At 69.4% G+C, this 26,847-nt stretch carries 22 protein-coding genes and 1 pseudogene; 14 read left to right on the top strand and 9 right to left on the bottom strand.

Translation table 11 applies throughout. From position 1 onward, the window contains the following. Window positions 1-2 precede the first annotated feature (2 nt). The 4 genes from E4191_RS17760 (at window position 3) to E4191_RS23875 (ending at window position 4,497) form a co-directional block, all read left to right on the top strand. Window positions 3-3,164, top strand: a complete 3,162-nt coding sequence (locus tag E4191_RS17760) for a CheR family methyltransferase (protein WP_139615790.1) — start codon at window positions 3-5, stop codon at window positions 3,162-3,164. After that, entirely contained in the window at window positions 3,161-3,538 is a 378-nt protein-coding gene (locus tag E4191_RS17755) for a response regulator (protein WP_176562796.1), read from the top strand. The genes E4191_RS17760 and E4191_RS17755 overlap by 4 nt, the downstream gene beginning before the upstream one ends. Before the next feature lie 98 nt (window positions 3,539-3,636). After that, the gene (locus tag E4191_RS17750; RefSeq protein ID WP_139615789.1) at window positions 3,637-4,215 is read left to right on the top strand and encodes a hypothetical protein; all 579 of its coding nucleotides are present in this window, start codon (window positions 3,637-3,639) and stop codon (window positions 4,213-4,215) included. A 126-nt stretch (window positions 4,216-4,341) separates the two neighbouring features. Further along, a complete protein-coding gene (locus E4191_RS23875; protein ID WP_176562795.1) occupies window positions 4,342-4,497 on the top strand; it encodes a hypothetical protein in 156 nt (51 codons plus the stop codon). Window positions 4,498-4,503: 6 nt separating this feature from the next. On the opposite strand, the gene E4191_RS17745 is transcribed toward E4191_RS23875, so the two are convergent. Further along, complete coding sequence (locus E4191_RS17745; RefSeq protein ID WP_139615788.1) at window positions 4,504-4,932, bottom strand: MarR family winged helix-turn-helix transcriptional regulator; 429 nt, start codon at window positions 4,930-4,932, stop codon at window positions 4,504-4,506. 57 nt (window positions 4,933-4,989) lie between these two features. Beyond that, on the bottom strand, window positions 4,990-5,466 hold the full coding sequence (locus E4191_RS17740; protein ID WP_139615787.1) for an Lrp/AsnC family transcriptional regulator: 477 nt from the start codon (window positions 5,464-5,466) through the stop codon (window positions 4,990-4,992). 126 nt (window positions 5,467-5,592) lie between these two features. On the opposite strand from E4191_RS17740, the gene hppD reads away from it, so the two are divergent. The 4 genes from hppD to E4191_RS17720 all read left to right on the top strand — a co-directional run bounded on the left by hppD (window position 5,593) and on the right by E4191_RS17720 (window position 8,377). Further along, window positions 5,593-6,711 (top strand): 4-hydroxyphenylpyruvate dioxygenase, encoded by a 1,119-nt coding sequence (hppD, locus tag E4191_RS17735; RefSeq protein WP_139615786.1) that lies wholly within the window; start codon window positions 5,593-5,595, stop codon window positions 6,709-6,711. Window positions 6,712-6,721: 10 nt separating this feature from the next. Then, window positions 6,722-7,081: a Rieske (2Fe-2S) protein gene (locus tag E4191_RS17730; RefSeq protein ID WP_139615785.1), complete on the top strand. Its 360-nt coding sequence runs from the start codon at window positions 6,722-6,724 to the stop codon at window positions 7,079-7,081. Between the two features lie 113 nt (window positions 7,082-7,194). Continuing rightward, window positions 7,195-7,620: a GlcG/HbpS family heme-binding protein gene (locus E4191_RS17725; protein ID WP_139615784.1), complete on the top strand. Its 426-nt coding sequence runs from the start codon at window positions 7,195-7,197 to the stop codon at window positions 7,618-7,620. A 139-nt stretch (window positions 7,621-7,759) separates the two neighbouring features. Then, window positions 7,760-8,377: a YitT family protein gene (locus tag E4191_RS17720; protein ID WP_139615783.1), complete on the top strand. Its 618-nt coding sequence runs from the start codon at window positions 7,760-7,762 to the stop codon at window positions 8,375-8,377. Window positions 8,378-8,403: 26 nt separating this feature from the next. Here E4191_RS17720 and E4191_RS17715 read toward each other — a convergent pair whose 3' ends face one another. Next, window positions 8,404-8,799 carry a VOC family protein gene (locus E4191_RS17715; RefSeq protein ID WP_135816925.1) on the bottom strand — a complete coding sequence of 132 codons (396 nt, stop codon included), beginning with the start codon at window positions 8,797-8,799 and terminating at the stop codon, window positions 8,404-8,406. Between the two features lie 148 nt (window positions 8,800-8,947). Here E4191_RS17715 and E4191_RS17710 point away from each other — a divergent pair. Both E4191_RS17710 and E4191_RS17705 read left to right on the top strand, forming a co-directional pair. Continuing rightward, a pseudogene (locus E4191_RS17710) lies at window positions 8,948-10,245 on the top strand (PQQ-dependent sugar dehydrogenase). Between the two features lie 97 nt (window positions 10,246-10,342). Then, window positions 10,343-11,059, top strand: coding sequence for a hypothetical protein (locus E4191_RS17705; RefSeq protein ID WP_139615782.1), 717 nt, complete (start codon window positions 10,343-10,345; stop codon window positions 11,057-11,059). An 82-nt stretch (window positions 11,060-11,141) separates the two neighbouring features. Here the strand turns inward: E4191_RS17705 and malQ are convergent, their stop codons facing one another. Genes malQ through E4191_RS17685 form a run of 4 tightly spaced genes read right to left on the bottom strand, consistent with a single transcriptional unit; the run spans window position 11,142 to window position 20,375 of the window. Further along, window positions 11,142-12,935, bottom strand: a complete 1,794-nt coding sequence (gene malQ / locus E4191_RS17700) for a 4-alpha-glucanotransferase (RefSeq protein ID WP_228461835.1) — start codon at window positions 12,933-12,935, stop codon at window positions 11,142-11,144. Continuing rightward, complete coding sequence (gene glgB, locus E4191_RS17695; protein WP_139615781.1) at window positions 12,932-15,115, bottom strand: 1,4-alpha-glucan branching protein GlgB; 2,184 nt, start codon at window positions 15,113-15,115, stop codon at window positions 12,932-12,934. Before glgB ends, malQ begins: the two co-directional genes overlap by 4 nt. Beyond that, on the bottom strand, window positions 15,112-18,408 hold the full coding sequence (treS, locus tag E4191_RS17690; RefSeq protein ID WP_228461834.1) for a maltose alpha-D-glucosyltransferase: 3,297 nt from the start codon (window positions 18,406-18,408) through the stop codon (window positions 15,112-15,114). The genes glgB and treS overlap by 4 nt, the downstream gene beginning before the upstream one ends. Then, a complete protein-coding gene (locus tag E4191_RS17685; protein WP_139615918.1) occupies window positions 18,402-20,375 on the bottom strand; it encodes an alpha-1,4-glucan--maltose-1-phosphate maltosyltransferase in 1,974 nt (657 codons plus the stop codon). Before E4191_RS17685 ends, treS begins: the two co-directional genes overlap by 7 nt. 287 nt (window positions 20,376-20,662) lie before the next feature. On the opposite strand from E4191_RS17685, the gene E4191_RS17680 reads away from it, so the two are divergent. Both E4191_RS17680 and E4191_RS17675 read left to right on the top strand, forming a co-directional pair. Beyond that, on the top strand, window positions 20,663-21,226 hold the full coding sequence (locus tag E4191_RS17680) for a DNA-3-methyladenine glycosylase (protein ID WP_135816920.1): 564 nt from the start codon (window positions 20,663-20,665) through the stop codon (window positions 21,224-21,226). A gap of 86 nt (window positions 21,227-21,312) precedes the next feature. Continuing rightward, complete coding sequence (locus E4191_RS17675; protein WP_139615780.1) at window positions 21,313-22,257, top strand: DMT family transporter; 945 nt, start codon at window positions 21,313-21,315, stop codon at window positions 22,255-22,257. Here E4191_RS17675 and oiaX read toward each other — a convergent pair. Together oiaX and E4191_RS17665 are read right to left on the bottom strand one after the other, a co-directional pair. After that, window positions 22,236-23,477 (bottom strand): 3-oxo-isoapionate-4-phosphate decarboxylase OiaX, encoded by a 1,242-nt coding sequence (oiaX, locus tag E4191_RS17670; RefSeq protein WP_139615917.1) that lies wholly within the window; start codon window positions 23,475-23,477, stop codon window positions 22,236-22,238. The genes E4191_RS17675 and oiaX overlap by 22 nt on opposite strands. Before the next feature lie 8 nt (window positions 23,478-23,485). Further along, entirely contained in the window at window positions 23,486-24,889 is a 1,404-nt protein-coding gene (locus E4191_RS17665; RefSeq protein ID WP_228461833.1) for a four-carbon acid sugar kinase family protein, read from the bottom strand. Between the two features lie 65 nt (window positions 24,890-24,954). On the opposite strand from E4191_RS17665, the gene E4191_RS17660 reads away from it, so the two are divergent. Both E4191_RS17660 and E4191_RS17655 read left to right on the top strand, forming a co-directional pair. Beyond that, window positions 24,955-25,785 (top strand): phosphogluconate dehydrogenase C-terminal domain-containing protein, encoded by an 831-nt coding sequence (locus tag E4191_RS17660; protein ID WP_139615778.1) that lies wholly within the window; start codon window positions 24,955-24,957, stop codon window positions 25,783-25,785. A 57-nt stretch (window positions 25,786-25,842) separates the two neighbouring features. Beyond that, window positions 25,843-26,820 (top strand): TRAP transporter substrate-binding protein, encoded by a 978-nt coding sequence (locus E4191_RS17655; RefSeq protein WP_135819024.1) that lies wholly within the window; start codon window positions 25,843-25,845, stop codon window positions 26,818-26,820. Window positions 26,821-26,847: the final 27 nt, after the last annotated feature.

Here is a 26,847-nt window from a genome sequence, read left to right as displayed (position 1 = left end):
GGATGGGCGGGGCACGGCGGCCGGATCCGCCCGGTGACCAGAGGCGGCGGCCCATCGTGACGGACAGATTTCCCATCGTCGGCATCGGCGCCTCGGCCGGAGGGATCCAGGCGATGGAGGGGCTGTTCACCGCCATGCCCGCCGACCCGGGCGCAGCCTTCGTGATCGTCACCCATCTCAGCCCCGACCGCGACAGCCTGCTGCCCGAGATCGTCGCCCGCCACACCACGATGCCGGTGCTGGTCGCCGATGACGGGCTGCGCGTCCGGCCGGGCCATGTCTACGTGATGCCCCCGAACGTAATCCTGACCCTCCGCGGTGGCTGCCTGCACCAGCAGCCCCTGGCGCCCGGCCATCGCGAGCTGCACCCCGTGGACATCTTCCTGGGCGCGCTGGCCGAGGATCAGGGCGAATACGCCGTCGCGGTGATCCTGTCGGGCGGCGCGGGCGACGGCACGCTTGGCGCCAAGGTGGTGCGCGAGCGCGGCGGCCTGACCATAGCGCAGACCGGCGACGACGGACCCTTCCACGGCCATGGCATGCCCGACAGCGCCATCGCCAGCGGCGTCATCGATCTGGCCATCCCGGTCGAGGAGATGGGCGAGAAGATCCTGGCCTTCAACCGCAGCTTCCAGGCGCTGGCGGCGCTGACCGCCGAACAGGGCCATGCCGACGAAAACCGGCTGGACGGCATCCGCCAGCAGATCCACGCGCTGCTGCGCGAACGGTCGGGGCACGACTTCTCGGGCTACAAGACGCAGACCTTCATGCGCCGCGTCCGGCGCCGGATGGGCGTGCTGCAGGTCGACCGGATCGAGCGCTATGTCCAGACGCTGCGCGAGGACCCCGACGAGGCGATGCACCTCTTCCGCGATCTGCTGATCAACGTGACGAACTTCTTCCGCGACCCCGAGGCCTTCGCCGCGCTGGAACGCCAGGTCCTGCCCAAGCTGTTCGAGGGGCGCGGCCCCGGCGACACGGTGCGGGTCTGGGTGCCCGCCTGCGCCACCGGCGAGGAGGTCTATTCGATCGCCATCCTGATGCGCGAGCAGATGGACCGGCTGACCAAGCCGCCCCGCGTGCAGATCTTCGCCACCGACATCGACGAACGCGCGCTGACCGTCGCGCGGGCGGCGCGCTATCCCCGCGCGCTGCTGGACGCGCTGACCCCCGAACGCCGCCAGCGCTTCTTCACGCTGGACGGGGCAAGCTATGCCCTGGGCGGCGAGGTGCGCGAGCTGTGCGTCTTTTCCCCCCACAGCGTCATCCGCGACCCGCCGTTCTCGCGCATGGACATGGTGTCCTGCCGCAACCTGCTGATCTATCTGGGCCCCGACGTGCAGGCGCGGGTGATCCCCACCTTCCACTACGCGCTGAAGCCCGGCGGCTACCTGTTCCTCGGCACCTCGGAAAGCATCAGCCAGCATGCGGACCTGTTCACCAGCACCGACCAGAAAAGCCGCATCTTCCAGGCCCGCGACCGCGTGGCCGAGGGCTATCGCCTGCCGATGACCGTGGGCGGGACGCCGGCCCTGGTGCCCGCCCCGACCCCGCCCGCCGTCGCGGGGCCGCGCGATCCGGGCCGCACCGCCCCCCATTCGCTGCGCCACGCGGTCGAGACGCAGGTGCTGGAGAAGTTCTCGCCGCCCCATGTCGTCGTCGATGGCGATGGCAGCATCGTCTATTACTCGTCGCGCACCGGGCGCTATCTCGAGGCGCCCCAGGGCGTGCCCAACCGCCAGATCCTGACCATGGCCCGCAAGGGGCTGCGGCTGGACCTGCAATCGGCCTTGCAGGAGGCCGCGCGCAGCCGCAGGCCCGTCACCCGCGACAATGTCATGGTCACCGAGGACGAGGACCGCGTCCAGCAGCTGACCCTGATCGTCGAGCCCCTGGTCGACCGCGCCCGGTCCGCCCGCCACTATCTGGTCCTGTTCATCCCGGCGGCGCTGGCGGGCAGCCGCGCCGAGCTTCAGGGCGATCCCGGCCTGGCCGAGGGCACCGCCCGGCTGGAGGCCGAGCTGCGCGACACCCGCGAGCGCCTGCAGCAGACCATCGAGGAATACGAGACCTCGATCGAGGAGCTGAAATCCTCCAACGAGGAGCTGGCCTCGGTCAACGAGGAGGCGCAATCCACGAACGAGGAGCTGGAAGCCTCCAAGGAGGAGATGCAGTCCCTCAACGAGGAACTGAGCACCATCAATGCCGAGCTGAACGGCAAGCTGGAGGAGCTGGACCGCGCCAACAGCGACCTGCGCAACCTGTTCGACAGCTCGCGCATCGCCACGGTGTTCCTGGACCGCAAGCTGGTGATCCGCAACTTCACGCCCGCGGCCTCGGCCTTCTTCAACCTGCGCGAGACGGATCTGGGCCGCCCGCTGACCGAGCTGTCCAGCACGCTGGACTATCCGGACCTGCAGACCCATATCGACGGCGTCTTCGCCACCGGCCGCACGATGGAACACAAGCTGGCGCGCGACGCGGACGGGCGCCACCATCTGGTCCGGCTGCTGCCCTATCGCCGCAACGGCGGGCACACGGACGGGGTCGTGGTCACGCTGATCGACGTGACCCGGCTGGCCGAGGCCGAGGACCACCAGCAGATCCTGATCTCGGAACTGAACCACCGGGTCAAGAACGTGCTGGCCGTGGTGATCGGCATCGTGGCCCACATGCTGGAACGCAACCCGACCGAGAAAAGCTTTGCCGAGGGGCTGACGGGCAGGCTGAACGCGATGGCGCGCGGCTATGGCCTGTTGTCGCGCAACGACTGGAAGGACACCTCGGTCCCCGAGATCATGGCCCGCGAGGCCGAGATCTTCGGCAGCGACCGGTTCGACCTGTCCGGCCCCCGGGTCCTGCTGGCCCCGCAGCCGGGCATGTCCCTGGGCATGGTCATCCACGAGCTGGCCACCAATGCGGTGAAATACGGCGCGCTCGGCCAGCCCGGTGGCCGGATCGCCGTCACCTGGGCGCTGGAGGAGGGGCGGCTGGTCCTGGACTGGACCGAGACCGGCGGCCCGCCCGCCACCCCGCCCGCCTCGGACGGGTTCGGGCTGTTCCTCATCCGCGGCGAGATCTGCTATCGCCTGCGGGGCGAGTTCCGCACCTGGTTCGACGCCCGGGGCTTTCGCGCCCGGATCGTCTTCGCCGTCACCTCGTGACCGCGCGGGCCCCCGCCCGCCGGGTGCTGATCGTCGAGGACGACTGGCTGATCGCCTCGCTCTGCGCGGTGGAGCTGGAACGCGCGGGCCTGGCCGTCACCGGCCCCTTTCCCGCCGTGGCGCCCGCGCTGGACGCGATCGATGCGGGTCTGGTCGACGTGGCGCTGCTGGACGTGCACCTGGGCCCCGAGGACAGCTTTGCCGTCGTGGACCGGCTGGATGCGCTTGGCATCCCGCTGGCCTTCCTGACCGGCTATGACGCCAGCGACCTGCCGCAGCGTTACGCCGCGCGCCCGCTGATCACCAAGCCGGTCAGGATGGGGCATCTGCTGGAGATCGTGCGGGACCTGCTGGACCCGGGGGACAATTCATGAACGATGCGGTCTGGTCATCCCCGCCCGCATGGCGGATACTGGCGCTGCGGCGCGCCTCCCGTCCGGACCGGGCAGGCTGAAGCCGCAAAGGAGCGACGATGACAGGCAATGGGCTGAGAATCATGGTCGTCGAGGATGATTTCCTTGTGGCCAGCAAGCTGGCATCCGAGATCCGCGCGAATGGCGACCAGGTCGTCGGCCCCTTCGCCGACATCCAGGACGCGATCGGTCGCGTCAGCGTCATCCAGGGCGCCATCCTCGATGTGCGGATGCAGGGCGGGACCTCGTTCCCGGTGGCCGATTTCCTGGCCGATTGCGGCATCCCCTTTGTCTTCCTGACCGGCTATGACCTGCGCCAGATCCCCTTCCGCTTCCAGGATCGCGGCGTCTTCGCCAAGCCCAGCACCGCGTCGCCCCTGCTGGCCAACCTGCACCGCCAGCACGACGCCATCCTGCTGGGGGGCGAGGACAGCCTGGACGCCGTGGTGATCGAGATGCTGCGCCGCGCCCGCCACCTGATGCCCGACGACAGTTCCGCCGAGCGTCTGGTCGAGGGCGTGCTGCTGCGCGCCATCGCCGAGGCCGGCAACCGCCTGCAGGGCCCCGCCATGCGCCCCTGGCTGATGACCCTGCTGCGCGACGAGCACCAGCAGCGCGGACGGTTCCACCTGCACTGAGGCGGGTTTGTGGGAATTCGGAAACACTGCCACGGGACCGTCACATTGCGCCTGCATCGCCGCCCGATCTGAGTTAGACTGATCCAGTCGGTTCATGTCCGGCGATGCAACGCGCGGACGGGCCAGATGATTTCCGACACCAAGGACGACCGGCTCGACGCCGACCTCGACGACCGTCTGGCCGAATTGCGCAGCCATCCGCAGGCGCAGGCGATCCCGCCGCATCTGAAGGATCTGGTGCGCCGCCTGGAGCGCGCGCTGTCCGACAGGACCGCCCTCTAGCGGACGTCAGTCCGGCGCGCCCTTGGCCAACCGGTCCAGCGCGGCGCACAGGGGTGCCGCATCCTCGCCCAGTTCGGTTAGCAGTTCGGCCTGGAAGGCCTGCGCGATGCCCCCCAGCCTCTGCATCAGGGCCTGCCCCTCGGCGGTCAACTCCAGCCCGATCAGGCGGCGGTCGGTGTCATGGCCGGACTTGCGCACCAGCCCCGCGCCCTGCAGCCGCGTCGCCGCCCGGCTGACCATTGACTTGTCCAGGTTCACGCGCCGGTGGATGTCGCGCACGCTGACCGTGCCCGAGGCGTCCAGATGCGCCAGCACCCGCCATTCGGGGATCGTCAGCCCCGCCTCGGCCGCATAGCGCGCGGCAAAGCGGCGGCTGACCTGCGCCGCCGCCACCGACAGGCGATAGGGCAGGAAGTCGTCCAGCCGGAAGCTCATCGTCCCAAGGCTCCTTTTCGCGCCAGATCAGCAGATGCGCGCCCGCCGCGCAACCGCTCAGCTGCCGGGGGGCGGGGCGGGGGGAATGCCGGGGTCGTCCTTGATCGTCTTCAGCACGATCTCGGACCTGACCTGGGACACCTGCGGGTTGGGCAGCAGGTGCCGGTGCACGAATTCGGCGAAATCCTCCAGATCGCGGGTCCGCACGTCCAGGATATAGTCGGCATCGCCCGAGACGAGGAAGGCCGACCGCACCTGCGGATAGCGAGCCACGAAGCGGGCGAAGTCGGTCTCCTTGGTCTGGCCATGGCTGGACAGGTTCACCCGGATGATCGCCCGCAGCCCATAGCCCAAGCGCGCCGCGCTCAGCCGGGCGCCGTAGCCCTCGATCACCCCCGCGCGTTCCAGCGCGGTGCGGCGGCGCGAGCATTGCGAGGCCGATAGGTTCACCGCCTCGGACAGGGCTGCATTGGTCATCGCCCCGTCACGCTGCAGGGCGGCCAGAATCGCGATATCGAAGCCGTCCAGGATCATCGGATGCGCCGTTGCCCATATCGATGCACGTTTCGTGCGGATCGGACCCCGGATCGGCGCCGAACGCAAGCCGTTTGCACCCGCCCTGTGGCATCCTTGGCCCCGGCACGAACCAAGGAGGACATCATGGGACCCTTTCCGCATGACGGGCCGAAGGCCGTCATCAGCGACGCGAACCCCGCCGGGACCGACGGGTTCGAATTCGTCGAATACGCCCATCCCGACCCGCAGGTGCTGGACCGCATCTTCCGCCAGATGGGCTTTGTCCCCGTGGCGCGGCACAAGCGGCGCGGCATCACGCTCTATCGGCAGGGCGACATCAACTATCTGCTGAACGCCGATCCCGACAGCCATGCGGCGGGCTTCGTGGCCGAACACGGCCCCTGCGCGCCCGCGATGGCCTGGCGGGTGGTCGATGCGCAGGTGGCCTTGCGCCGCGCGCTGGATCTGGGCGCCACCGAATATACCGGCCCCGGCAAGTCGATCGAGGCGCCCGCCGTCCTCGGCATCGGCGGCTCGCTTCTGTACTTTATCGACCGCTATCGCGACACGGGCAGCGCCTATGCGGCCGATTACGACTGGCTGGACGAACCCGATCCGCGCCCCGAGGGCTTCGGCTTCTATTATCTGGACCACCTGACCCACAACGTGATCCGCGGCAACATGGACACCTGGTACCGCTTCTACCACGACACGTTCAATTTCCGCGAGATCCGCTTCTTCGACATCAAGGGCCGGCAGACGGGGCTGGTCAGCCGGGCGCTGACCTCTCCGGACGGCAAGATCCGCATCCCGATCAACGAATCCACCGACGATCACAGCCAGATCGAGGAATACCTGCGCGCCTACAAGGGCGAGGGCATCCAGCACATCGCCATCGCCACCAACGACATCTATGGCGGCACCGACCGGATCGCGGATGCGGGGATGCAGTTCATGCCCGGCCCCCCCGACACCTATTACCAGATGTCGCACAAGCGGGTCACCGACCATGACGAGCCCATCGACCGCATGAAGGCGCGCGGCATCCTGATCGACGGCGAGGGGGTCGTGGGCGGCGGCGAGACGCGGATCCTGCTGCAGATCTTTTCCAAGACTGTGATCGGCCCGATCTTCTTCGAGTTCATCCAGCGCAAGGGCGATGACGGCTTCGGAGAGGGGAATTTCCGCGCCCTCTTCGAATCCATCGAGGAGGATCAGTTCCGCCGCGGCGTCCTGACCGCCGTGCCCGCCGATCCGGGCTGAGGCCCGGGGCATGGCTTGGACCGACTATGCCTCGGCCCCCGCGCCGGGCACACCCGTCTGCCCGGCGGACCAGGTGGACAGGGTGCTGTCCCTGACCGTCGCCGGCCCGGCGGGGGCGTTCCCGCTGCTGGTCCTGCGGGCGGGCGGGGGCCTGCGGGCCTTTGTGAATGCCTGCCCGCACCAGTATCTGCCGCTGGACCATCGCCGCGACCGGATCGTCTCGGCCTGCGGGACGATGCTGATGTGCAGCGCGCATGGTGCCCGCTTCGATGCCGCGACGGGGGCGGCGGTGGGTGGCGCCGAGTGCGGGCTGGACCCGGTTCCGGTGGTCGTCCGGGGCGGCTTGGTCGTGATTGCGGGCGAAACCTGACGCCCGGGGCTGGACGCGGGGCGCGAAGCGATGTTGTTGTGGCCGCCCGAACGACGACGCGCCGGGGCCCGCACTGTGCGGGCCGCGCGCTGCAAGGAAAAAGGACCACCCACATGAAATCAGTCACGCGACTGGACCTGGACGATGCCCGCAGCCTGATCGAGGGCGCCTCGGCCGAGGCCGGGCGGATCGGCGTGCCGATGTGCATCGCCATCACCGACGAGAGCGGCCAGCTGATCGCCTTCGAGCGGATGGAGGGCGGCAAGGTCACCTCGTCCACCATCGCCATCGACAAGGCCTTCACAGCCGCCGCCGCCAAGAAGGCCACGCATGACTACGGCACGGCCAGCCAGCCGGGCCAGCCCGCCTATGGCATCGCCTCGGCGATCGGGGGGCGGCTGATGGTCGTGGGCGGCGGCCTGCCGGTCATCTGGCAGAACGAGGTCGTGGGCGGCATCGGCATCTCGTCGGGCAGCCCCGCGCAGGACCAGCAGGTCGCGCAGGCGGGCATCGACGCCTGGATGGCCAGGCAGGGCTGACGCGCCTCGGCGGGGCGGTTCACCGCCGCGCCGCACAGGACCCGGGCAGGGCGGTCCCCGATCGCCCTGCCCCCCGAATGCCACCGCCGGTCCCGGCACGATCACCCCCCTCGCCGCGCGCTGCAAGGATGCCCCGCCGATGACCCTCAGACCGCCCGTCACCATCTACGACCTGCAGGGCATCGCCTTCGGGATCCTGCTGACCAGCCTGGGGGTCACCTTCCTCAAGGCGGCGGCGCTGACCACGGGGCAGACGGCGGGGGCGGCGGTGCTGCTGTCCTATGTCCTGCCGCTGGATTTCGGGCTGGTCTTCCTGCTGGTCAGCCTGCCCTTCCTGCTGCTGTCCTGGCGGCACCGCAGCCGCAGCTTCACGCTGCGGACCGTGGCGGCGGTGCTGGGCATCTCGGTCACCAGCGCGCTTCTGGGCCGCTGGATCGAGTTCGCGGCCCTGCCGCCGCTGCTGGCCGCGATCCTGGCGGGCAGCTGCTGTGGGGTGGGCCTGCTGGCGCTGTTCCGCCACAACGCCTCGGCCGGGGGCCTGGGCGTGCTGGCGCTGATGGTCGAGGAGCGCACGGGGTTCCGCACCGGCTGGTTCCAGATGTGCTTCGACGCGCTGGTCTTTCTGGTGGCGCTGGCGGTGCTGCCGCTGGACCGGGTGATCTATTCGCTGATCGGGGCCGTGGTCCTGAACGCGGTGATCGGCTGGAACTTCAAGCTGCCCCCGTCGCGCCCGCCCGAGACCGCCCCGGACGCCTGAGCGCCCCGGACGCCTGAACGCCCGTCTCAGCCGAAGCGCCCGCCGCGTCCGATCACCTCGATCATGTAGCCGTCGGGGTCTTGGACGAAGAAGAACCGCGCCTTGACCTGTCCCTGATGCGTCAGGTCGACCAGCTTGCGCGGCGCCAAGCCGAGATCCTGGAACCGCGCATGTTCGGCGTCCACGTCCTCGACCACGAAGGCCGCATGGCCATAGCCGGTGCCCGGCGCATAGGGCTCGGTCTGCGCCTTGTTCACCGTCAGCTCCAGCTCGAAGCTGCTTTCGGGGTTGGACAGGTAGATCAGCGTGAACTCGTCGAAGTCCAGCCGCTCGGCGACCTCGAGGCCGAAGGCGCGGTCGTAGAAGGCGACCGAGCGCGCCTCGTCCAGGACCCGGATCATGCTGTGAACGAATTTCGCCATCGGGCGTCTCCTTGCTGCGGCTGTCGGGGCCGATCCTAGCCGCCGGGCGCGCCGGGGGGTAGGCCCCGGGCGCCCCCTGTGCGCCTTCGCCATTTGACCCTGCCGGGCAGGGGGTTAAGGTGCGAAAACAGAACAGGCGGGACGACACATGGACTTCATGGCGAAAGCGACCGCCCTCGTGGGCGGCACGATGGTGGCGATCCGGCGCTTCGGGGCCCCCCGGACGCGGGCGGTGGGGCAGGAACCCCAGATCCCCGAGGCGCGCAAGCAGGGCATAATGACGCTGAAGATGCCCACCGCCGGGGGCTGGGCCCGGGGCCATGTGCCCTCGGCCGCGCCGGGGCTGGCGGTGAACGCCTTCGCCACGGGTCTGGACCATCCCCGCTGGATCGAGGTCCTGCCCAATGGCGACGTGCTGGTGGCCGAAAGCAAGGAACAGCCCTCGCCGCCCAAGACCCTGATGGATCACGCGACGCAGGCCACCATGCGCCGCGCCAAGGCCATCGGCGTAAGCGCCAACCGCATCAGCCTGTGGCGCGACGCCGACGGCGACGGCGTGGCCGAGATCCGCCATGATTTCCTCACGGGGCAGAACCAGCCCTTTGGCATGGCGCTGGTGGGCGACACCTTCCATGTCGGCAACACCGACGGCATTGTGGCCTTCGACTATCGGGACGGCGCCACGCAGCTGACCGGAGAGGGGCGCCGCCTGGTCGAGTTCAAGCCCGGCGGCCACTGGACGCGCAGCCTGATCGTCTCGCCCGACAGGACCAGGATCTATGCGGGCGTCGGATCGCTCAGCAATATCGGCGACAAGGGCATGGCCGCCGAAGAGGGCCGTGCCGCGATCTGGGAACTGGACCTGGCCAGCGGCCAGGCGCGCATCTTCGCCTCGGGGCTGAGGAATGCCGTGGGCATGGCGTGGGAGCCGGGGTCCGGCGCGCTGTGGACGGTGGTGAACGAACGCGACGGCCTGGGCGACGAGACGCCACCCGACTACCTGACCTCGGTGAAGGAGGGGGGTTCTACGGCTGGCCCTATTGCTACTGGGGCCAGACGGTGGACGACCGCGTGGCGCAGGATGCCGAGCTGGTCGCCCGCGCCATCACCCCCGACTATGCGCTTGGCGGGCATACCGCATCGCTCGGCCTGTGCTGGATGCCCGCGGGCACGCTGCCGGGCTTCCCCGAGGGCATGGTGATCGGCCAGCACGGGTCGTGGAACCGCTCGACCCTCAGCGGATACCGGGTGATCTTCGTGCCGTTCTCGGGCGGGCGCCCCTCCGGTCCGCCGCGCGACATCTTGTGGGGGTTCCTGTCGCCGGACGAGAAGATCGCCTTCGGGCGCCCGGTAGGCGTGGCGATCGGCGCGGACGGCGCCTCGCTGCTGGTGGCCGACGATGTGGGCGACGTGATCTGGCGCGTGACCGCCGCCAAACCGGACTGAACCGAGCGTCCTCCTAAAGGCTGAGGCCGGGAACATCCGATGACCGGGCGTGGTTTCAGACCCATGCCCGGAGGATGGGCGGATCTGGGAGGATCACATGAACCTGCACACCACCTTGATGGCCAGCTGTGCGCTGGCCCTGATCGGCACGACCGCGATGGCGGACTGCGCCGAGGATCTGGCCCGCCTGCACGCGGCGGATGCGGGCGCCGGACGGACCGAGGGCATCGCCAAGGACGGCTCTCTGGCACCGCTGGAAACCCCCGAGGCCGCGGCGGGCGATGCGTCGGTCGCGCCGATGGACGAAGCCTCGGACGACATGGCGGCCGCGGATGCCGGCGGCACCGCCCCGGCAGGCGACATGGCCGCCTCGGACGACGAGGACATGGCGGCCTCGGATGGCATGGAGGCGGCGGACGGCGACGACATGGCCGCGTCCGACGACGGCGAGATCGAGGGCGGCATCATCCAGGACGGATCGCTGGCGCCGCTGCAGGGCACGGATGCCGAGCCCGGCACCCCCGTCGCCACCTCGGGCCAAGACGTCGCCGCTCAGCAGGAGGGCGAACCGACAGCCGCGGAAGTGGCCGATCAGGTCGAGACGACCGAGATGCCCCATGACACCACGACCGCAGGCTCGGATGTCGCGGCGGATGGCGACATGATCTCGGACGACGCCGCGACGATGGAGTCTGCCGGGACGTCGGACGCCATGCCCGACCGCGCCGCGCTAATCGCCGAGGCAGAGGCCGCCTTGGCGGCGGGCGACGAGGAGGCCTGCCGCGCCGCCGTCGATCAGCTGGAGACGATCTGACCCACGGCCCTGCCAAACGAGAACCCCGCGCAACCGGATCGGCTGCGCGGGGTCGGTCATGTCAGACGATCGGGCGTGGCGCCTACCCCTCGCGGGGGCGTGCCGTGCGCAGCTTCTCGGCGATCTTGCCGAACAGGGGCAGGGTCGGGATCTGTTCCACGGTCGCGCCCAGCTTGCTCTGCCAGTTCGGATGCTGGTTGGTCGTGCTGGGGATGTTCACCGGAACGGTCTCCGAGGTGATGTCCTCCAACCGCACCACGAAGAGGCGCGAGGGCGCGGTGGCCAGCCAGGCATGGACGGCGGCGACCAGATCCTCGGGCGCCCTGTCGGTATCCGGGATCTCGCCCGTCCACAAATCGGCCTTTGTCAGATCGGCAAGCAGCTGCGCGCGCTCGACCTGGCGGCTGTCGGACTGCTCCTCGGCCGCGGCGTCGCCGATCAGCCCGTGCCCGTGGCGCAGGGTGATGTCGTCGCCCCGCCACCAGCCCTGGAAGGTCGGCAGGTCATGGGTGGACAGGCAGGCCAGCGCGTCGCGGGGATAGTCGGCAGGGGGGATGAACCCGTCCTCGGTCCGCTCGAACAGCAGGATGCGATAGGACAGGATGCCCACCTGGTCCATCACCTCGCGAAAGCCCGGCGGCACATTGCCCAGATCCTCGCCGATGACGATGGTGCGGTTCGCCCGCGACGCCTCGGCCAGCCCCTGCAGCATGTCGGCTAGCGGATAGCGGGCATAGGTGCCCTGCGCCGGACCCGCGTCGCCCGGGATCAGGAACAGCTGCCACAGCCCCATCGCATGATCGATGCGCAGCGCGCCCGCCTGCCGGGTGGCCTGCGCCATCAGGTCCGCGAAGGGCCGCGCCCGGTCGGCGGCCATCGCCACCGGGGACAGGGGCGCCAGGCCCCAGTCCTGCCCGGTCTCGTTGAAATAGTCGGGCGGCGCGCCGATGCGGATGCCGGGCACGACCATCGGGTTGCCCCAGGCCCCCGACCCGTCCGCCGCCTCGCCCACCGCGAAGTCCAGATAGAGCCCGATCGACATGCCCGCCTGGTCGCAGGCCGCGCGGGCCTGATCCAGCTGCTCATGCGCCAGACCTTGCAGCCAGCGATGGAACCGTGCCTCGGCGGGATGGTCCAGAACGAACCGCGCCACGGTCTCGCCGGTCGCATCTTGCCAGTCGGCGGGCCAGTCGCGCCAGCCCGCACCATGTCCCTGCGCGACCATCCGGGCCGAGATTGCCTCGAACAGCGCATGGCGTTGCAGGTCGTCGCCGCCCTGCGCCAGCACCCCGGGTGCGGCATCGGGGCTGCCCGCCACCTGCCACAGGCGCTGCAGCACCTCAAGCTTCAGGGCCGCGACGCCCGGGTAATCGACCAGCGGCGCCTGCTGCAATGCTGCAACCCGCGCGGGGTCGGCCATGTCGGGCGTAAAGCCCGGCACCCGGTCCACCGCGATATAGAGCGGGTTCAGGAACCGCCGGTTCGAGGGCGAGAAGGGGCTGCAATGCGCCGGATTGGCCAGGAACAGCGCGTGCAGCGGGTTGAGGCCGATGAAATCGGCCCCCGCCGCACCCAGGGTGCCCGCCAGCTGCGCCAGATCGCCGAAATCGCCGATCCCCCAGTTGCGGGCCGAGCGCAGCTGATACAGCTGCAGCGCCACGCCCCACGGCCGCTCGCCCGTCTCGGGCAGATGGCAGCGGGTGCCGACATAGGCCTCCAGCGCGTGGTTGCCGGAGGCAACCGCGCCGCTCTCGGCGCCAAGGGCCTTCAGAAGGCTCTCCAGCGTGGCGTCGGGCGCCTGATGGACCTCGCCGCCCATGCCCTGATAGTCGGGCTGGATCCCGGCGCGCAGGGCCCTGTCGTGAAGCTCGCTCACGCGGCGGCCTCCGGCACCAGGATGATGGTCGACAGCGGCGGCAGGGTCAGGGACAGGGACTGATCCCGCCCGTGCCACGGCGCCTCATCCGTCGCCACCAGCCCGTGGTTGCCCAGGTTCGAGCCGCCATAGCGCGCCTCGTCCGTGTTCATCACCTCGCGCCACAGCCCGGGCAGGGGCGCGCCGACGCGATAGTCGTGATGCGGCGTGGGCGTCAGGTTGCAGATCACCAGACAGGGCGGCGCGTCGTCGTCGGACTTGCGCAGATAGACCAGCACCGAATTCTCGGTATCGCTGGCATCGATCCATTCGAAGCCCGCCGGGTCGCAATCCAGCCGGTGCAGCGCGGGCTGGTCGCGATAGACGCGGTTCAGGTCGGCCACCAGCGACTGGACCCCCTCGTGCATGGGATCCTCCAGCAGGTGCCAGTCCAACGACTGGTCGTGGTTCCATTCGCGGTCCTGCGCGAACTCGCCGCCCATGAAGATCAGCTTCTTGCCGGGCTGCGTCCACATGAAGCCGAAATAGGCCCGCAGGTTCGCGAATTTCTGCCAGCGGTCGCCCGCCATCTGCCGGATCAGGGATCCCTTGCCGTGGACGACCTCGTCATGGCTCAGCGGCAGGACGAAATCCTCGGAGAAGGCATAGACGAGGCCGAAGGTCAGATCATGCTGGTGATGCTTGCGGTGCAGCGGATCGCGCCGGAAATAGCCGAGCGTGTCGTGCATCCAGCCCATGTTCCACTTGAAGTTGAACCCCAGCCCGCCGTCGTTCACAGGGCGGCTGACCTTCGGGAAGGCGGTCGATTCCTCGGCGATGGTGATGGCGCCGGGATGGTCCTGGCGCACGCGCTCGTTCACGTCCTTGAGGAAGCTGATCGCCTCGAGGTTCTCGTTGCCGCCGAACTCATTGGGGACCCATTCGCCATCCTTGCGCGAATAGTCCAGATACAGCATCGAGGCGACCGCATCGACGCGCAGCGCATCGACATGGAAGCGGTCCAGCCAATAGAGCGCGCTGGACTGCAGGAAGTTCGACACTTCGCGGCGGCCGAAATTGTAGATCAGCGTGTTCCAGTCCTGGTGGAACCCTTGGCGCGGATCGGCATGCTCGTACAGCGACGTGCCGTCGAACCGGGCCAGACCATGCGCGTCCGAGGGGAAATGCGCGGGCACCCAGTCCAAGATCACGCCGATCTCGGCCGCGTGCAGCCGGTCGACCAGACGGGCGAAGGCCTCGGGATCGCCGAAGCGGCTGGTGGGCGCAAACAGGCCCACGGGCTGATAGCCCCAGGATCCGGTGAAGGGATGCTCGCTGACCGGCAGGAACTCAATATGGGTGAAGCCCATGCGCGTCACATAGGGGACCAGCAGGTCGGCCATCGTGTCATAGTCCAGGATCTCGGCCTCGGCGCCACGGCGCCAGGATCCCAGATGCACCTCGTAGATCGAGATGGGCGCCTTGCGGTCCTGCCGCGCGGCGCGCACCGACATCCAGTCGCCGTCCTGCCATTCGTGCCGGTTCAGGCCCTCGACGATCGAGGCGGTCTCGGGCGGCTGTTCCTGGGAAAAGCCCACCGGGTCGGTCTTCAGGGGCAGGCGTTCGCCGTGGGCGCTGACGATCTCGTACTTGTAGGTCTCGCCGCGGCCGATGCCGGGGACGAACAGCTCCCAGATGCCCGGGCCGATGCGCTTGCGCATCGGGTGGCGGCGGCCGTCCCAGGCATTGAAGGGACCGACCACGCTGACGCGGCGGGCATTGGGCGCCCAGACCGCGAAGGCCACGCCCTCGACGCCCTCATGGGTCACCGGATGGGCGCCCAGCTTGCCATAGAGGCGCCGGTGGCTGCCCTCGGCCAGAAGGTACTCGTCCATCTCGCCCATGACGGGGCCGAAGCGATAGGGATCCTCGGCCTCCCAGGTGTTCTCGCCCGCCCGCATCCGCAGGCGATAGGCGCCCTCGGGGGCCGGGCCGGTGAAGAACCCCTCGGGATGGATGCGCTGCAGGGGCACCTCGCCCGAGGGCGACAGGGCCGTGACCTCGGCCGCCTGCGGAGAGAAGACCCGCAGCGTCCCGTGATGGCGGCCGAGCACCGCGAAGGGGTCGTGGTGGTTGCCGCGCAGGATCGCCTCGATGTCCGAGGTGGCGGGGGCGTCGTTCAGGATGGCGGAGTCGTTCATGATGCCTCGTCCAGCAGGTCGAGGATGCCGCGCAGGGGCAGGCCCACCCAGGTCGGGCGGTTCCCCAGCTCGTATCCGGTTTCGTAAACGGCTTTCTGCAGCAGGAACAGGTCCAGAAGGGCCTGCGTCGCCTCGGGGGTCGCGGGCACGTTGGCCGCGCCCTCGATCTGGCTGCGATAGGCCGCAAGGAAGTCGGCCACGGCCGACTTGCGCCAGGCCTCGATCCGGGCGGAGGCCCGCTCGGCCCCGGCGGGGGGATCGTTGCGGTGGCGCGCGATGACCGACAGCGCGGCATAGTCGAAGGACCGCAGCATGCCCGCCACGTCGCGCAGCGGCGAGGACTTGGCGCGGCGTTCGTCCAGGGTCCGCGACGGCTCGCCCTCGAAGTCGATGATCGCCACGTCGTTCTGGGCCAGCAGGACCTGCCCTAGGTGATAGTCGCCATGGATGCGCGACAGGCTGCCCGAGGGTTCGATCCGGCCCGCGGCACGGATGCGCGCCAGCAGGTCGTCGCGCCGGTCCAGCACGGCGCGCGCCAAGGGCGCGGCCTCGGCGGGCAGCTGGCTTTCGGCCTGCTCCAGCCGCGACAGCAGCGCGGTGGCCTCGTCCTCGGCGGCCGAGACCCAGGCCTTCAGGTGGTCCGCCGTCAGATCCTCGGTCTGGAAGTCCGGATCGTCGGTCCGTGTCGCCAAGGCCTTGTGCAGCTGCGCCGTGCGCTCGCCCAGAAGCGAGGCGATGCTCAGCGGGAAGTCGAAGGCGGTCTGATCGATCTGGGGCTCCTGCTCGGACGGCCAGGCCTCGTGCTCGTTGTATTCCAGCATCAGGGCATCCAGCACGCCGGTCCAGGCATCGCCGCGATTGGCGACGAAGGCGAAGGCGGCGGCCAGCACGGTCTCCTCGTCGCCGTCATGGACCAGCTGGCCCAGATAGCGCGGGGTATGGGCATAGCCCGCCGTCTCGGTCAGGAAGCGCGCGACCTCGACATCGGGCTGGCGCCCGCTGCGCAACCGGCGATACAGCTTCAGGATCACCTGGTCGCTGAACGCGATCGAGATATTGGACTGTTCCACGCCCAGCTGGCGCGGCTCGCCCGGATCGAGGATCCCGCGCAACGTCTCGCTGCCCGAGAAGCGCAGGTCGCCCTTGGTCGCCTCGTCGCGCATCAGGTCCAGCAGCATCTGCGGCAGGCGCTCGTCATAGGCACCATCCACTAGCGCGCCGACGCGCGAGGTGTGGCGGATCTTGCCAAGCGTGTAGGACAGCTTGGGCGCGCCGGGACGCAGGTTCTCGTCCCCCCACCGCGCGGAGAGCGGCAGGAAGTAGCTGTGGGTGCCGTCCTCCAGTTCGACATCGATGGAGACCAGCGCGTGGTCGGCCTCGATCTGGCCGAGCGAGGTCATCTTCACGCCCGAGATGGCCGTGTCCTTGGCCCCGAACCAGCGCTGCAGCGGCAGCCATTGCGGCAGCACGTCGTTCTGGAACTGGGTGCCCTCGCGGCCCTTCAGCGCGGTCTGCACATGGCCGTCCCGCGTGGTCAGGGTCATGAATTCCGGCAGGATGTCGGGCAGCTGCTCGTGCCAGGACGGCATGTCCTCGGCCGTGCCAAGCGCGAACCAGTAGAAGCCGTAGGCCGGCAGCGTCAGCATGTAGGGCAGATCGCCGATCGGCGGGAAGGCCGAGCGCCCGGTCAGTTCGACCGGCACCTTGTCGCGGTGGCGCGACAGGTCCAGCTGCGCCGCCTGCGCGGCATCCGACAGGTTGGCCACGCACAGATAGGCGCGGTCCTCGTGTTCGCGGATGTAGGCCAGCACCTTGCGGTTGCGCGGATACAGAAGCGTCATCGTGCCCCGACCGAAGGCCGGGTGCTGCTTGCGCACATTGATCATGCGCCGCATCCAGTTCAGGAGCGACGAGGGGTCGTCGGCCTGCGCCTCGACGTTGATGACCTGATGGCCATAGACGCCGTCGATGATGGCGGGCAGGTACAGCTGCTGCGGCTTGGCGGTCGAGAAGCCCGCATTGCGGTCGCCCGACCACTGCATCGGCGTGCGCACGCCGTCGCGGTCGCCAAGGTAATAGTTGTCGCCCATGCCGATCTCGTCGCCGTAATACATGATCGGCGTGCCAGGCATGGACAGCAGCATCGAGTTCATCAACTCGATCTTGCGCCGGTCGTTCTGCATCAGGGGCGCCAGCCGGCGCCGGATCCCAAGGTTGATCCGCGCGCGCGTGTCGGCGGCATAGGTCTGCCACAGGTAGTCGCGTTCCTCCGACGTCACCATTTCCAGCGTCAGCTCGTCATGGTTGCGCAGGAAGATGCCCCACTGGCAGTTTTCCGGGATCTCGGGCGTCTGGCGGATGATGTCGGTGATCGGGTGGCGATCCGCCTGCGCCAGCGCCATGTACATGCGCGGCATCAGCGGGAAGTGGAAGCCCATGTGGCATTCGTCGCCGTCCCCGAAATAGGGACGCGTGTCCTCGGGCCACTGGTTGGCCTCGGCCAGCAGCATCCGGTCGGGGAAATGCTTGTCCAGATCGGCGCGGATCGCCTTGAGGACATCATGCGTCTCGGGCAGGTTCTCGTTGTTGGTGCCGTCGCGCTCGACCAGATAGGGGATCGCGTCCAGCCGCAGCCCGTCGACGCCCATCTCCAGCCACATGCGCATGACCTTAAGGACTTCGTTCAGAACCTTGGGGTTGTCGAAGTTCAGGTCGGGCTGGTGGGAATAGAAGCGGTGCCAGTAATAGGCCCCCGCGACCGGGTCCCAGGTCCAGTTCGACCGCTCGGTGTCCAGGAAGATGATCCGCGTCTCGGGCCATTTCTCGTCGGTGTCCGACCAGACATAGAAGTCGCGCGCCGCCGAGCCGGGCTTGGCGTGGCGGGCCTTCTGGAACCAGGGATGCTGGTCGCTGGTGTGGTTGATGACCAGCTCGGTGATCACCCGGATGCCGCGCCGATGCGCCTCGGCCACGAAGGCCTTGAAGTCCTTCATCGCGCCATAGGACGGGTTGATCGAGCGATAGTCGGCGATGTCGTAGCCGTCGTCGCGCAGGGGCGAGGGATAGAAGGGCAAGAGCCAGATGGCCGTGACCCCCAGCTCCTGCACATAGTCCAGCCGCTGCATCAGGCCGGCGAAGTCGCCGATGCCGTCGCCGTTCGAATCCATGAACGCCTTGATGTGCAGCTGATAGATGACGGCGTCCTTGTACCAGTCGGCAACGTCGCGGTCGACGCCGCCGCGGACGGCGAACTGGCTCTGGGTCTTCTGGTCGTTCGGAATATTCATCAGCATGCCACCCCCGGGGCAATCAGCTGCCAGACCGCATAGGGCCGGGTGTCAGGTTCAAGCGTCAGCCACTGGTACTTGCCGTGCCAGGTGAAGCTGTTGCCGTTGATCAGATCGCGGACCTCGATTGAGGCCTCGTCGGGCAGGCCAAACTTCCACAGGGGAACCTCCAGCCGGAACTCGTGTGCGTTATGCGGGTCCAGGTTGACATGGACCAGCACGAAATCGTCGCCCGCCTGTTTGCCATAGGCCAGCACATGGTCGCTGTCGGCCTCGTAGAAGGTCAGGTCGGTGAACTGCCGCAGGGCCGGATGCTCGTGGCGCAGGCGGTTCATCAGCCGGATGTCGTCCTGGATGTTGCCCGGCTGGTCCATGTCCCAGACCCGGATCTGGTACTTCTCGGAATCCAGGAACTCCTCCTTGCCCGGCACCGCGGCGGCCTCGCAGATCTCGTAGCCGTTGTAGATGCCGTAATTGCCGCCAAGCGTGGCTGCCAGCACCAGGCGCGTGCGGAAGCCGGGCCGCCCGCTGGCATGCAGGAAGCGCGGGTTGATGTCGGGCGTCGTCACGAAGAAGTTCGGGCGCATGATGTGGCGCACGTCGGTCGCGGTCAGCTCGGTCAGGTATTCCGTCAGCTCGTCCTTGGTGTTGCGCCAGGTGAAGTAGGAATAGCTCTGCGAGAAGCCCACCTTGGCCAGACGCGCCATGACCTTGGGCCGCGTGAAGGCCTCGGCCAGGAAGATCACGCCGGGATCCTTGGCGCGCACCTCGGCGATCATCCATTCCCAGAAGGGAAAGGGCTTGGTGTGCGGGTTGTCCACGCGGAAGATGCGCACGCCCTTGTCCACCCAGAAGAGCACGATGTCGCGCAGCGCGATCCACAGGTCGGGCAGGGCGCCGCGATAGAAATGGACGTTGACGATGTCCTCGTACTTCTTGGGCGGGTTCTCAGCGAACTTGATGGTGCCGTCGGGGCGCCAGTCGAACCATTCGGGGTGTTCGCGGATCCACGGGTGATCGGGCGAGCACTGGATGGCGAAGTCCAGCGCGATCTCCAGCCCGTGGTCGCGGGCGGCCGAGACCAGCCGGGCGAAATCGTCGAAGCTGCCCAGTTCGGGATGCAGCGCGTCATGCCCGCCCTCGGGCGCGCCGATGGCATAGGGGCTGCCGGGATCGTCGTCCGCGGGCGTCAGCGTGTTGTTGCGGCCCTTGCGGTTGGTCTTGCCGATCGGGTGAATCGGCGGGAAGTACAGCACGTCGAAGCCCAGATCGCGGATATAGGGCAGGCGGCCGATCACGTCGTCGAAGGTGCCGTGGCGGTCCATGCTGCCCGATTGCGACCGGGGCATCAGCTCGTACCACGCGCTGACAGCGGCGGCCTCGCGGTCGGCGAAGACCGGCAGCCACCTGTAGGGCGTCGCGTTGGTGCGCGGCCCGATCCGGCGCATCAGCGCCACGACATCGGGGGCGCCAAGCCGGGCAAAGCGCAGCCCCTCGTGATCGGCCTCGGAGGCGGGCTGGCCCGCATCCTCGCCCAGAAGCGCGGTGATCGTCTGGCGACCGGCCTCGTCGGCGCGGCCGTCGCTTTCAAGGGCGGCGGACAGAAGCTGGCGCCCTTCCTCCAGTTCCAGCGCGATGGACTGGCCGGCGGCGTGCTTCTTGGCCACTTCCTTGCGCCAGGTCAGGAACAGGTCGCGCCAAGCGAGGATCGAAACCTCGTGGTCGCCGGGCTCCGGCAGGGTCAGATCGGCGGTCCAGCGGTCGTTCTCGACGAAGGTCATCGGCGTCTCGCCCACCTCGTCCGAGCCCTTGCGCTGGAACAGCACGACCGCGTCGATGCTGTCATGGCCGTCCGAAAAGATGTCGGCCTCGACCTCGTAGGGCTGGCCCGCGACGACCTTGGCGGCAAAGCGTCCGCCATCGACCTCGATCGAGACTCCTTCGATGGCTAGCCGCTCGGCGGCAAGTGCCATCAGCTGCGGGTCGGTGCTGCCTGATATGGCCGCCTGTCCTGTCGCCTGGTCGGCCGAAACCTTCTGCGCTGTCATGTGGCACTCCCGGAATTGTCAGCTCCTTCAACCGATCAGCGCGGGATATGTTCCGCGTTCGGGCCCGATGGGGCGGCATCCGCGGGCCCTGCATCCGGGACGGGCAGGGCCGCCCCGCCGCGGTGCAGCATGGCAAGGGCGGCGCCGGGGGGCATGGTCCCTGCCGCCGATCCGGGGCAGGGTCGCGCATCTTCCGTCGCAAGGACCGCCCCATGCCCGCCCCGCCCCTGTCCCCCGCCATCGCCGGCCTTGGCGCGGTCGATCTGGCCCGCCGCCTGATCGGCGCGCGGCTGAGCGTCCGGGGCGCCGGCGGTGTGATCATCGAGACCGAGGCCTATGCCCGGGACGACCCCGCCTCGCACAGTTTCCGGGGGCCCACGCCCCGCAACGCCGCGATGTTCGGGCCGGCGGGGCACGCCTATGTCTATCGCTCCTACGGGATCCACCTGTGCCTGAACGTGGTGGGCCTGCCCGGCGAGGCGGTGCTGATCCGCGCGCTGGAGCCCATCCAGGGGCTGGAGGCGATGCGCGCCCGCCGCGGGCAGGGGCCCTTGTGCAGCGGCCCGGGGCGGTTGAGCCAGGCCCTGGGGCTGCGCCCCGAGGATGACGGCGCCCCCTTCGACGGCGGCGATCTGGCGCTGGTCCTGTCCGACGCCCGGCCCGGCCTGCTGCAGGGTCCGCGCATCGGCATCAGCCGCGCGCAGGACCTGCCGTGGCGCTTCGGTCTGGCGGGCGCGCGGGGCCTCAGCCGGCCCTTTCCCAGGCCCGCGGGCTAGGCGCGTACAAAAGGCGCCGCCGGCTCTTCCCTCTGCCTGCTTTCCGGGCAAGAAGAGGGGCCCGCAGCCGCATCGAAGGTGCCCCCATGTCCCCGACCCCCACCCTTGGCCGCAGCCTGCCCGGATCGTCCTTCACCCAGGGGCTGATCTGGATGGGCCTCAGCATGGTCTCGTTCATCGCCATGTCCGTGGGCTCGCGCGAGATGGCCGAGACGCTGTCGATCCGGCAGGTGCTGTTCTTCCGCGCGCTGGTGGGGCTGTTCGTGATCCTGGCCGTGGGGCGCGCGGTCTTCCCCGAGATCCGGCGCATGCAGCAGGTGCCGCTGCATCTGGCGCGCAACGTGGTCCATTTCACCGCGCAGTATTTCTGGACCATCGGCATCGTGCTGCTGCCCTTGGCCTCGGTCTTCGCGCTGGAATTCACCATGCCCATCTGGGTGACGCTGTTCGCCTGGCTTCTGCTGCGCGAGAAGGTCAGCCGCCAGCGCCTGCTGGCCACGGCGGGCGGGTTCATCGGCGTCCTGGTCATCGTGCGGCCTGGCATCGGCATGGTCGATCCGGCGGCGGGGTTGGTCCTGATCGCGGCGGCCGGCTACGGGCTGTCGCTGATCATGGTCAAGCGGCTGACCGGGCATTGCTCGCCCGGGGCCATCGTCGTCTGGATGATCCTAATCCAGCTGCCTTTGGGCCTGATCGCGGCGCTGACCGACTGGCGCCCGGTCCATGTGACCGACGTGCCGTGGATGCTGGTCGCGGGCATCGGCGCGCTGTCGGCGCATTTCTGCCAGGCGCAGGCCCTGAAGCGGCTGGAGGCCTCGGTCGTCATCCCCATCGATTTCCTGCGCGTGCCGATGGCGGCGGTGGTGGGGTTCTATGCCTATGGCGAGGCGATCGACCTGTGGGTCTTCCTGGGCGGCGGCATCATCCTGCTGTCGAACCTGCAGGCCGTGCTGGCCGAGCGGCGCGGCCAGATGACAAGCGCGCTGGATGCCGAACCTCTGGTCAAGGCTCAGCCGCCCCAGAGGTCATAGGCCGCCTTCAGATCCGGATCCCGGGCGGTGGCCTGATCGGGGGTGAGGCCCTCGCTGGCGGCCTGCCATGCGGCGCGGATCGCGCGGACCCCGGCGGCGGGGCCGCCGGGATGGCCGTGGATGCCGCCGCCGCCCAGATACATCAGGTCCAGCGTCCGCCCCGTGCGGCGCCAGGTCTCGAAGGCCTGCCCGCCCCACTGGCCCGAACAGACCACCGGCAGCGCCCGGTCGGCCTCCGAGAAGATCGGCGTCGTCACGTCGGCAAACGAGCGCACGAAGCTGTCGTCCCCCTCCCAGTATTTCGCGGCAATGCCGTTGATCTGGAACTGGTCCACGCCCAGCAAGCGCCAGATCTTCTGATAGGGGCGGAAATCGTAGCCGAAGCCCGGATGCCGGGTCAGCAGGTCCCACCCGTTGCGATGGGCGTGCAGGCACAGCGCCGACCGCTTGCGCAGGAAGGCCATCCCTCCCGCCCCGATCGAGTTGATGTTGATCACCGCCGCGGTGCCGCCCTGCGCCACGACATGATCGTGGTGGCGCATCATCACGTCGGGATCGGCGGCCGAGATGCCGAAGGCGTACATCACCCGCTTGCCGGTCCGCTGCTCGTGGTCCCGGATCACCGGCATGATCGCCGCGACCCGCGCGGCCAGCGGCGCATAGGCGGGGTTCATCATCTTCTCGTCGTCCTTGATGAAGTCGACGCCCGCGTCGCAGAGCGTCCGCACGACCTCGGCGGTTTCCTCGGGCGTCAGCCCAAGCGACGGCTTAATGATCGAGGCGATGATCGGACCCTCGGCCACCCCCGTCAGGCGGCGCGACCCCTCGATCCCGAACTGCGGCCCCGGATGGCAGGCGAAGTCGGGCGGCAGGTCCAGGTCCAGGATGCGGATGCCGGTCAGCCCGCGCGCCGCGAAGACCCCGCCAAGCGTCACCGTCATCAGCGCCGCCAGGTCGGTGCCGATGCTGTCCAGCGGATAGGCGATCACCGCCTCGGCGCGGCGGAAGGGGCCGGGATGGCCGCCCGCCTCGGGCAGCGAGGGGGCGGGCAGGGGCTCCAGCATCGTCACCGCCTCGACCCGGGCGGCATGGCGGGCGCGCAGGGCGTCCGTCTCTCCGGGCAATTCGGTGAAGGTGCCGGTGGACTGGTCGGCGGCGATCTTGGCGGCAAGGGCCCGCGGATCGCCGGGGGTCTCGATGCGGTAGGTGACGCGGATCATCGGCTGGCTCATGTCGGGGTTCCTCTGCGGGGGCCGCCGCCGTCGCGGATCCAGCCGAAATAATCCTGCGACCCCATCTGGCCGCCCTTCAAGGCGATCTCCAGCCCGTCATGCGGGCCGTCGCCAAAGGCTCGGCACAGGGCCGCGCCCGGGATCGTGGGGGCCAGCGCCGTCAGCGCCTGCAGCCCCAGCTGCCGCATCGCGTGCCCCGAGGTATCCCCGCCCGAGATCACCGACCGCCGGATCCCGGACCCGCGCAGCACCCGGTCCAGGATCCGGCCCAAGGCCTCGCCGATGCGGCGGTTCGCGATGTCGGCCGCAATGCCGCTGGCGGCCAGCGCATGGCGGAACGCCGCCACCTGGTCGCCCCGATGCCCGGCGGCGGAATGGATCAGCGGGCTCTGCCCCGCCTCGGCCGCCGCCAGCCCGGCGCGGGTCAGGCACGCGACCTCGGCCTCCAGCGCGGCCTCGCTGCCGCAGGCGGCGCGGGCGTCGAAGGGCAGCAGCGCGAAGCCCCGGCCCTCCGCCCAGGCCAGTTGCGCCGCGGTCACCGGCGAGACCGAGCCCGACACGACCGCGATGCGGTCCACCGCCCCCGCCGATCCCGGCGGCGCGGCGGTCGGGATCTCGCCTGTCCGCTGCCAGTGCCGGACCAGCGCGTATTCGACGCCTTGGCTGCCCGCGACCAGCCCCATGCGGGCACGGTTGTGCCAGATCAGCGCGCCCGCCGCGGCCTCGCTGCCGGGCTCCATGCTGTCGATCGACAGGATGCGGGCGCCGCCCGCCAGCGCGGCCTCCAGCCGGGCCTGGGGATCCGTGGCCAGCGCCTCCAGATCGATCAGCGCGCCGGGCAGGTCGGTCTGCGCCGCCAGATGCGCCAGCAGGTCCGATTCAGCCATCGGCGTGACCGGGTGGTGGGCCATCACCGGATGCCGGTCTAGCCGGAACACCCCGCCCGGCGCGCCCGCGAACAGATGCCCGAAGGCCTGATAGCGCCGCATCGCGGGCGCCGCGGTCAGCAGGGCCACCGCCTCCGACGGGCGTACCGCCAGCCCCGCCGCGATCGCCGCCCCGATCGAGCCGGCATGGGGCGCGGAATCGAAGGTCGAGCAGATCTTGTAATGGATCAGCGCCGGGTCCAGCGCGTCCAGCGCGCGGAACAGCCCGGGCAGGTGCGCGGCCATCCAGTCCGGACCCTCGGCCCGCGCCGTGGTGGCGATCCCCAGGCCCGCGACATCGGCGAAGCGCGCCAGCAGGTCCGGCCCGGGGACTTGGGTGAACAGGACCGAGGGCAGGCCCGCGAAGGCCAGCACCTCCATCACCGCCGCCGAGCCGGTGAAGTCGTCCCCCAGCCAGGCGATGCGCAGCCCGTTCCGGCGATCCGTCATCCGCCCCTCCTCCGCGCTTGACATGTCCTTCTCTTTATCATGTCATCATACCAGTTAGGCAAGATGATTCCGGCGGGGCGGAGGGACGGATGACCAAGGTGGCGCTGCTGGGGGCAGGGGGCAAGATGGGGGTGCGGCTGGCGACCAACCTGGCCATATCCGACTTCGAGGTGGCCCATGTCGAGATCGGCGAGGCCGGGCGCGCGCGCCTGAAGGCCGAGCTCGGCATCGACTGCATCGACCGCGACGCGGCGCTACAGGGGGCAGGGGTGGTGATCCTGGCCGTGCCCGACACGGTGATCCGCGCGGTGGCCGCCCAGATCGTGCCGACGCTGGCGCCGGGCACGATGGTCGTGGTGCTGGACGCCGCAGCCCCCTTCGCGGGCCATCTGCCCGAGCGCGCCGACGTGACCTATTTCGTCACCCATCCCTGCCACCCGCCGATCTTCAACGACGAATCCACGCCCGAGGGCCGGGCCGACCATTTCGGCGGCGTCGCCGCACAGCAGGGCGTCGTGAACGCGCTGATGCAGGGCCCCGAGGACCACTATGCCCTGGGCGACCGCATCGCGCGGGCCATCTATGCCCCGGTCGTCCGCAGCCACCGCGTCACCGTGCGCCAGATGGCCATGCTGGAGCCGGGCCTATCGGAAACCGTCTGCGCGTCCCTGCTGTCGGTGATGCGGGAGGCGATGGACGAATGCGTGGCCCGCAGCGGCGTCAGCCACGACTGCGCCCGCGACTTCCTGCTGGGCCACATGAACATCCTGGGCGCGGTGATCTTCGAGGAACGGCAGGGCGCCTTCTCGGACGCCTGCAACAAGGCCATCGAGTTCGGCAAGCCGATGCTGATGCGCGACGACTGGAAACGCGTCCTCGAATGGGACGAGATCGAGGCCAGCATCCGCAGAATTACCTGACGACCACCGCGCGGGCCGGGGAGGGCCCGTCGCCATCGCAACACGGGAGGAGACACCATGACGAAGATGTTCACCGCGGCCTCGGTCCTGGCCATGATGCTGGGGGCGGGTCCGGCGCTGGCGCAGGCCAAGGTCATGAACCTGGCCTTCACCGTGCCGTCCGACAGCCATTACGGCGACGCGGCCCGCGCCTTCGCCGCGACCATCGACGCGCTGTCCGACGGCGCCTTCGAGATCGCGCTGCGCCCCGCCGGCGCCCTGGGCGGCGAACGCGACGTGATCGAGGGGATGCAGATCGGCACGGTCGAGCTGGTCATCTCGTCCACCGGCCCGATCGGGAATTTCGTGCCCGAGATCTATGCCCTGGATTTCCCGTTCCTGTTTGACGACTACGCCAGCGCCCATGCGGTGCTGGACGGCGAGATCGGGCAGGAGCTGCTGGCCAGCTTCGAGCCGCATGGCATCATCGGCCTGGCGTGGGCCGAGAACGGCTTCCGCCACATCACGAACTCGGTCCGCCCGATCCGCGAGCCCGCCGATCTGGAAGGCCTCAAGCTGCGCACGATGGAGAACGAGGTCCATATCGCCGCCTTCCGCGCCGCCGGGGCCGCGCCCACGCCGATGAGCTGGACCGAGGTGCTGACCTCGCTGCAGCAGGGCACCATCGACGGGCAGGAAAACCCCATCCCCATCGTCACCGCCAACAACATGTGGGAGATCCAGGACAATATCAGCCTGACGGGCCATGTCTATTCGCCCGCCGTGGTCGCCATGTCCGCGATCCACTGGGGCACCCTGACCGAAGAGCAGCAGGGCTGGTTCGTCGAGGCCGCGCAAGCTGCCGCCGCCGCCTCGCGCGAGACGGTCGCCCAGAACGAGGCCACCGGCATCGCGCAGATGAAGGAGAACGGCATGGAGGTGATCGAGGACATTGACAAGGCCGCCTTCGCCGCCGCCGTGCAGCCCGCCTATGACGAATATGCCGAGCGCTACGCGCCCGAGCTGATCGACCGCATCCGCGCCGCGCAGGACTGACGCCGCCGCGGCGGGGCCAGGTTCGGC

This window comes from Paracoccus liaowanqingii, assembly GCF_004683865.2.
Lineage (GTDB): Bacteria > Pseudomonadota > Alphaproteobacteria > Rhodobacterales > Rhodobacteraceae > Paracoccus > Paracoccus liaowanqingii.
This window is presented reverse-complemented; position numbering and strand designations above follow the sequence as displayed.

Excerpts from the sequence above, each read along its gene's own strand:
- E4191_RS17660 (WP_139615778.1), top strand. The coding sequence starts at position 24,955 with ATGACCAAGGTGGCGCTGCTGGGGGCAGGGGGCAAGATGGGGGTGCGG.
- E4191_RS23875 (WP_176562795.1), top strand. The coding sequence starts at position 4,342 with ATGATTTCCGACACCAAGGACGACCGGCTCGACGCCGACCTCGACGAC.
- E4191_RS17705 (WP_139615782.1), top strand. The coding sequence starts at position 10,343 with ATGAACCTGCACACCACCTTGATGGCCAGCTGTGCGCTGGCCCTGATC.
- E4191_RS17675 (WP_139615780.1), top strand. The coding sequence starts at position 21,313 with ATGTCCCCGACCCCCACCCTTGGCCGCAGCCTGCCCGGATCGTCCTTC.
- E4191_RS17665 (WP_228461833.1), bottom strand. The coding sequence starts at position 24,889 with ATGTCAAGCGCGGAGGAGGGGCGGATGACGGATCGCCGGAACGGGCTG.
- E4191_RS17720 (WP_139615783.1), top strand. The coding sequence starts at position 7,760 with ATGACCCTCAGACCGCCCGTCACCATCTACGACCTGCAGGGCATCGCC.
- E4191_RS17680 (WP_135816920.1), top strand. The coding sequence starts at position 20,663 with ATGCCCGCCCCGCCCCTGTCCCCCGCCATCGCCGGCCTTGGCGCGGTC.
- E4191_RS17715 (WP_135816925.1), bottom strand. The coding sequence starts at position 8,799 with ATGGCGAAATTCGTTCACAGCATGATCCGGGTCCTGGACGAGGCGCGC.
- glgB (WP_139615781.1), bottom strand. The coding sequence starts at position 15,115 with ATGAACGACTCCGCCATCCTGAACGACGCCCCCGCCACCTCGGACATC.
- E4191_RS17745 (WP_139615788.1), bottom strand. The coding sequence starts at position 4,932 with ATGAGCTTCCGGCTGGACGACTTCCTGCCCTATCGCCTGTCGGTGGCG.
- oiaX (WP_139615917.1), bottom strand. The coding sequence starts at position 23,477 with ATGATCCGCGTCACCTACCGCATCGAGACCCCCGGCGATCCGCGGGCC.
- E4191_RS17760 (WP_139615790.1), top strand. The coding sequence starts at position 3 with ATGGGCGGGGCACGGCGGCCGGATCCGCCCGGTGACCAGAGGCGGCGG.
- treS (WP_228461834.1), bottom strand. The coding sequence starts at position 18,408 with ATGCTGATGAATATTCCGAACGACCAGAAGACCCAGAGCCAGTTCGCC.
- E4191_RS17725 (WP_139615784.1), top strand. The coding sequence starts at position 7,195 with ATGAAATCAGTCACGCGACTGGACCTGGACGATGCCCGCAGCCTGATC.
- E4191_RS17730 (WP_139615785.1), top strand. The coding sequence starts at position 6,722 with ATGGCTTGGACCGACTATGCCTCGGCCCCCGCGCCGGGCACACCCGTC.
- E4191_RS17685 (WP_139615918.1), bottom strand. The coding sequence starts at position 20,375 with ATGGCACTTGCCGCCGAGCGGCTAGCCATCGAAGGAGTCTCGATCGAG.
- E4191_RS17740 (WP_139615787.1), bottom strand. The coding sequence starts at position 5,466 with ATGATCCTGGACGGCTTCGATATCGCGATTCTGGCCGCCCTGCAGCGT.
- hppD (WP_139615786.1), top strand. The coding sequence starts at position 5,593 with ATGGGACCCTTTCCGCATGACGGGCCGAAGGCCGTCATCAGCGACGCG.
- E4191_RS17750 (WP_139615789.1), top strand. The coding sequence starts at position 3,637 with ATGACAGGCAATGGGCTGAGAATCATGGTCGTCGAGGATGATTTCCTT.
- E4191_RS17655 (WP_135819024.1), top strand. The coding sequence starts at position 25,843 with ATGACGAAGATGTTCACCGCGGCCTCGGTCCTGGCCATGATGCTGGGG.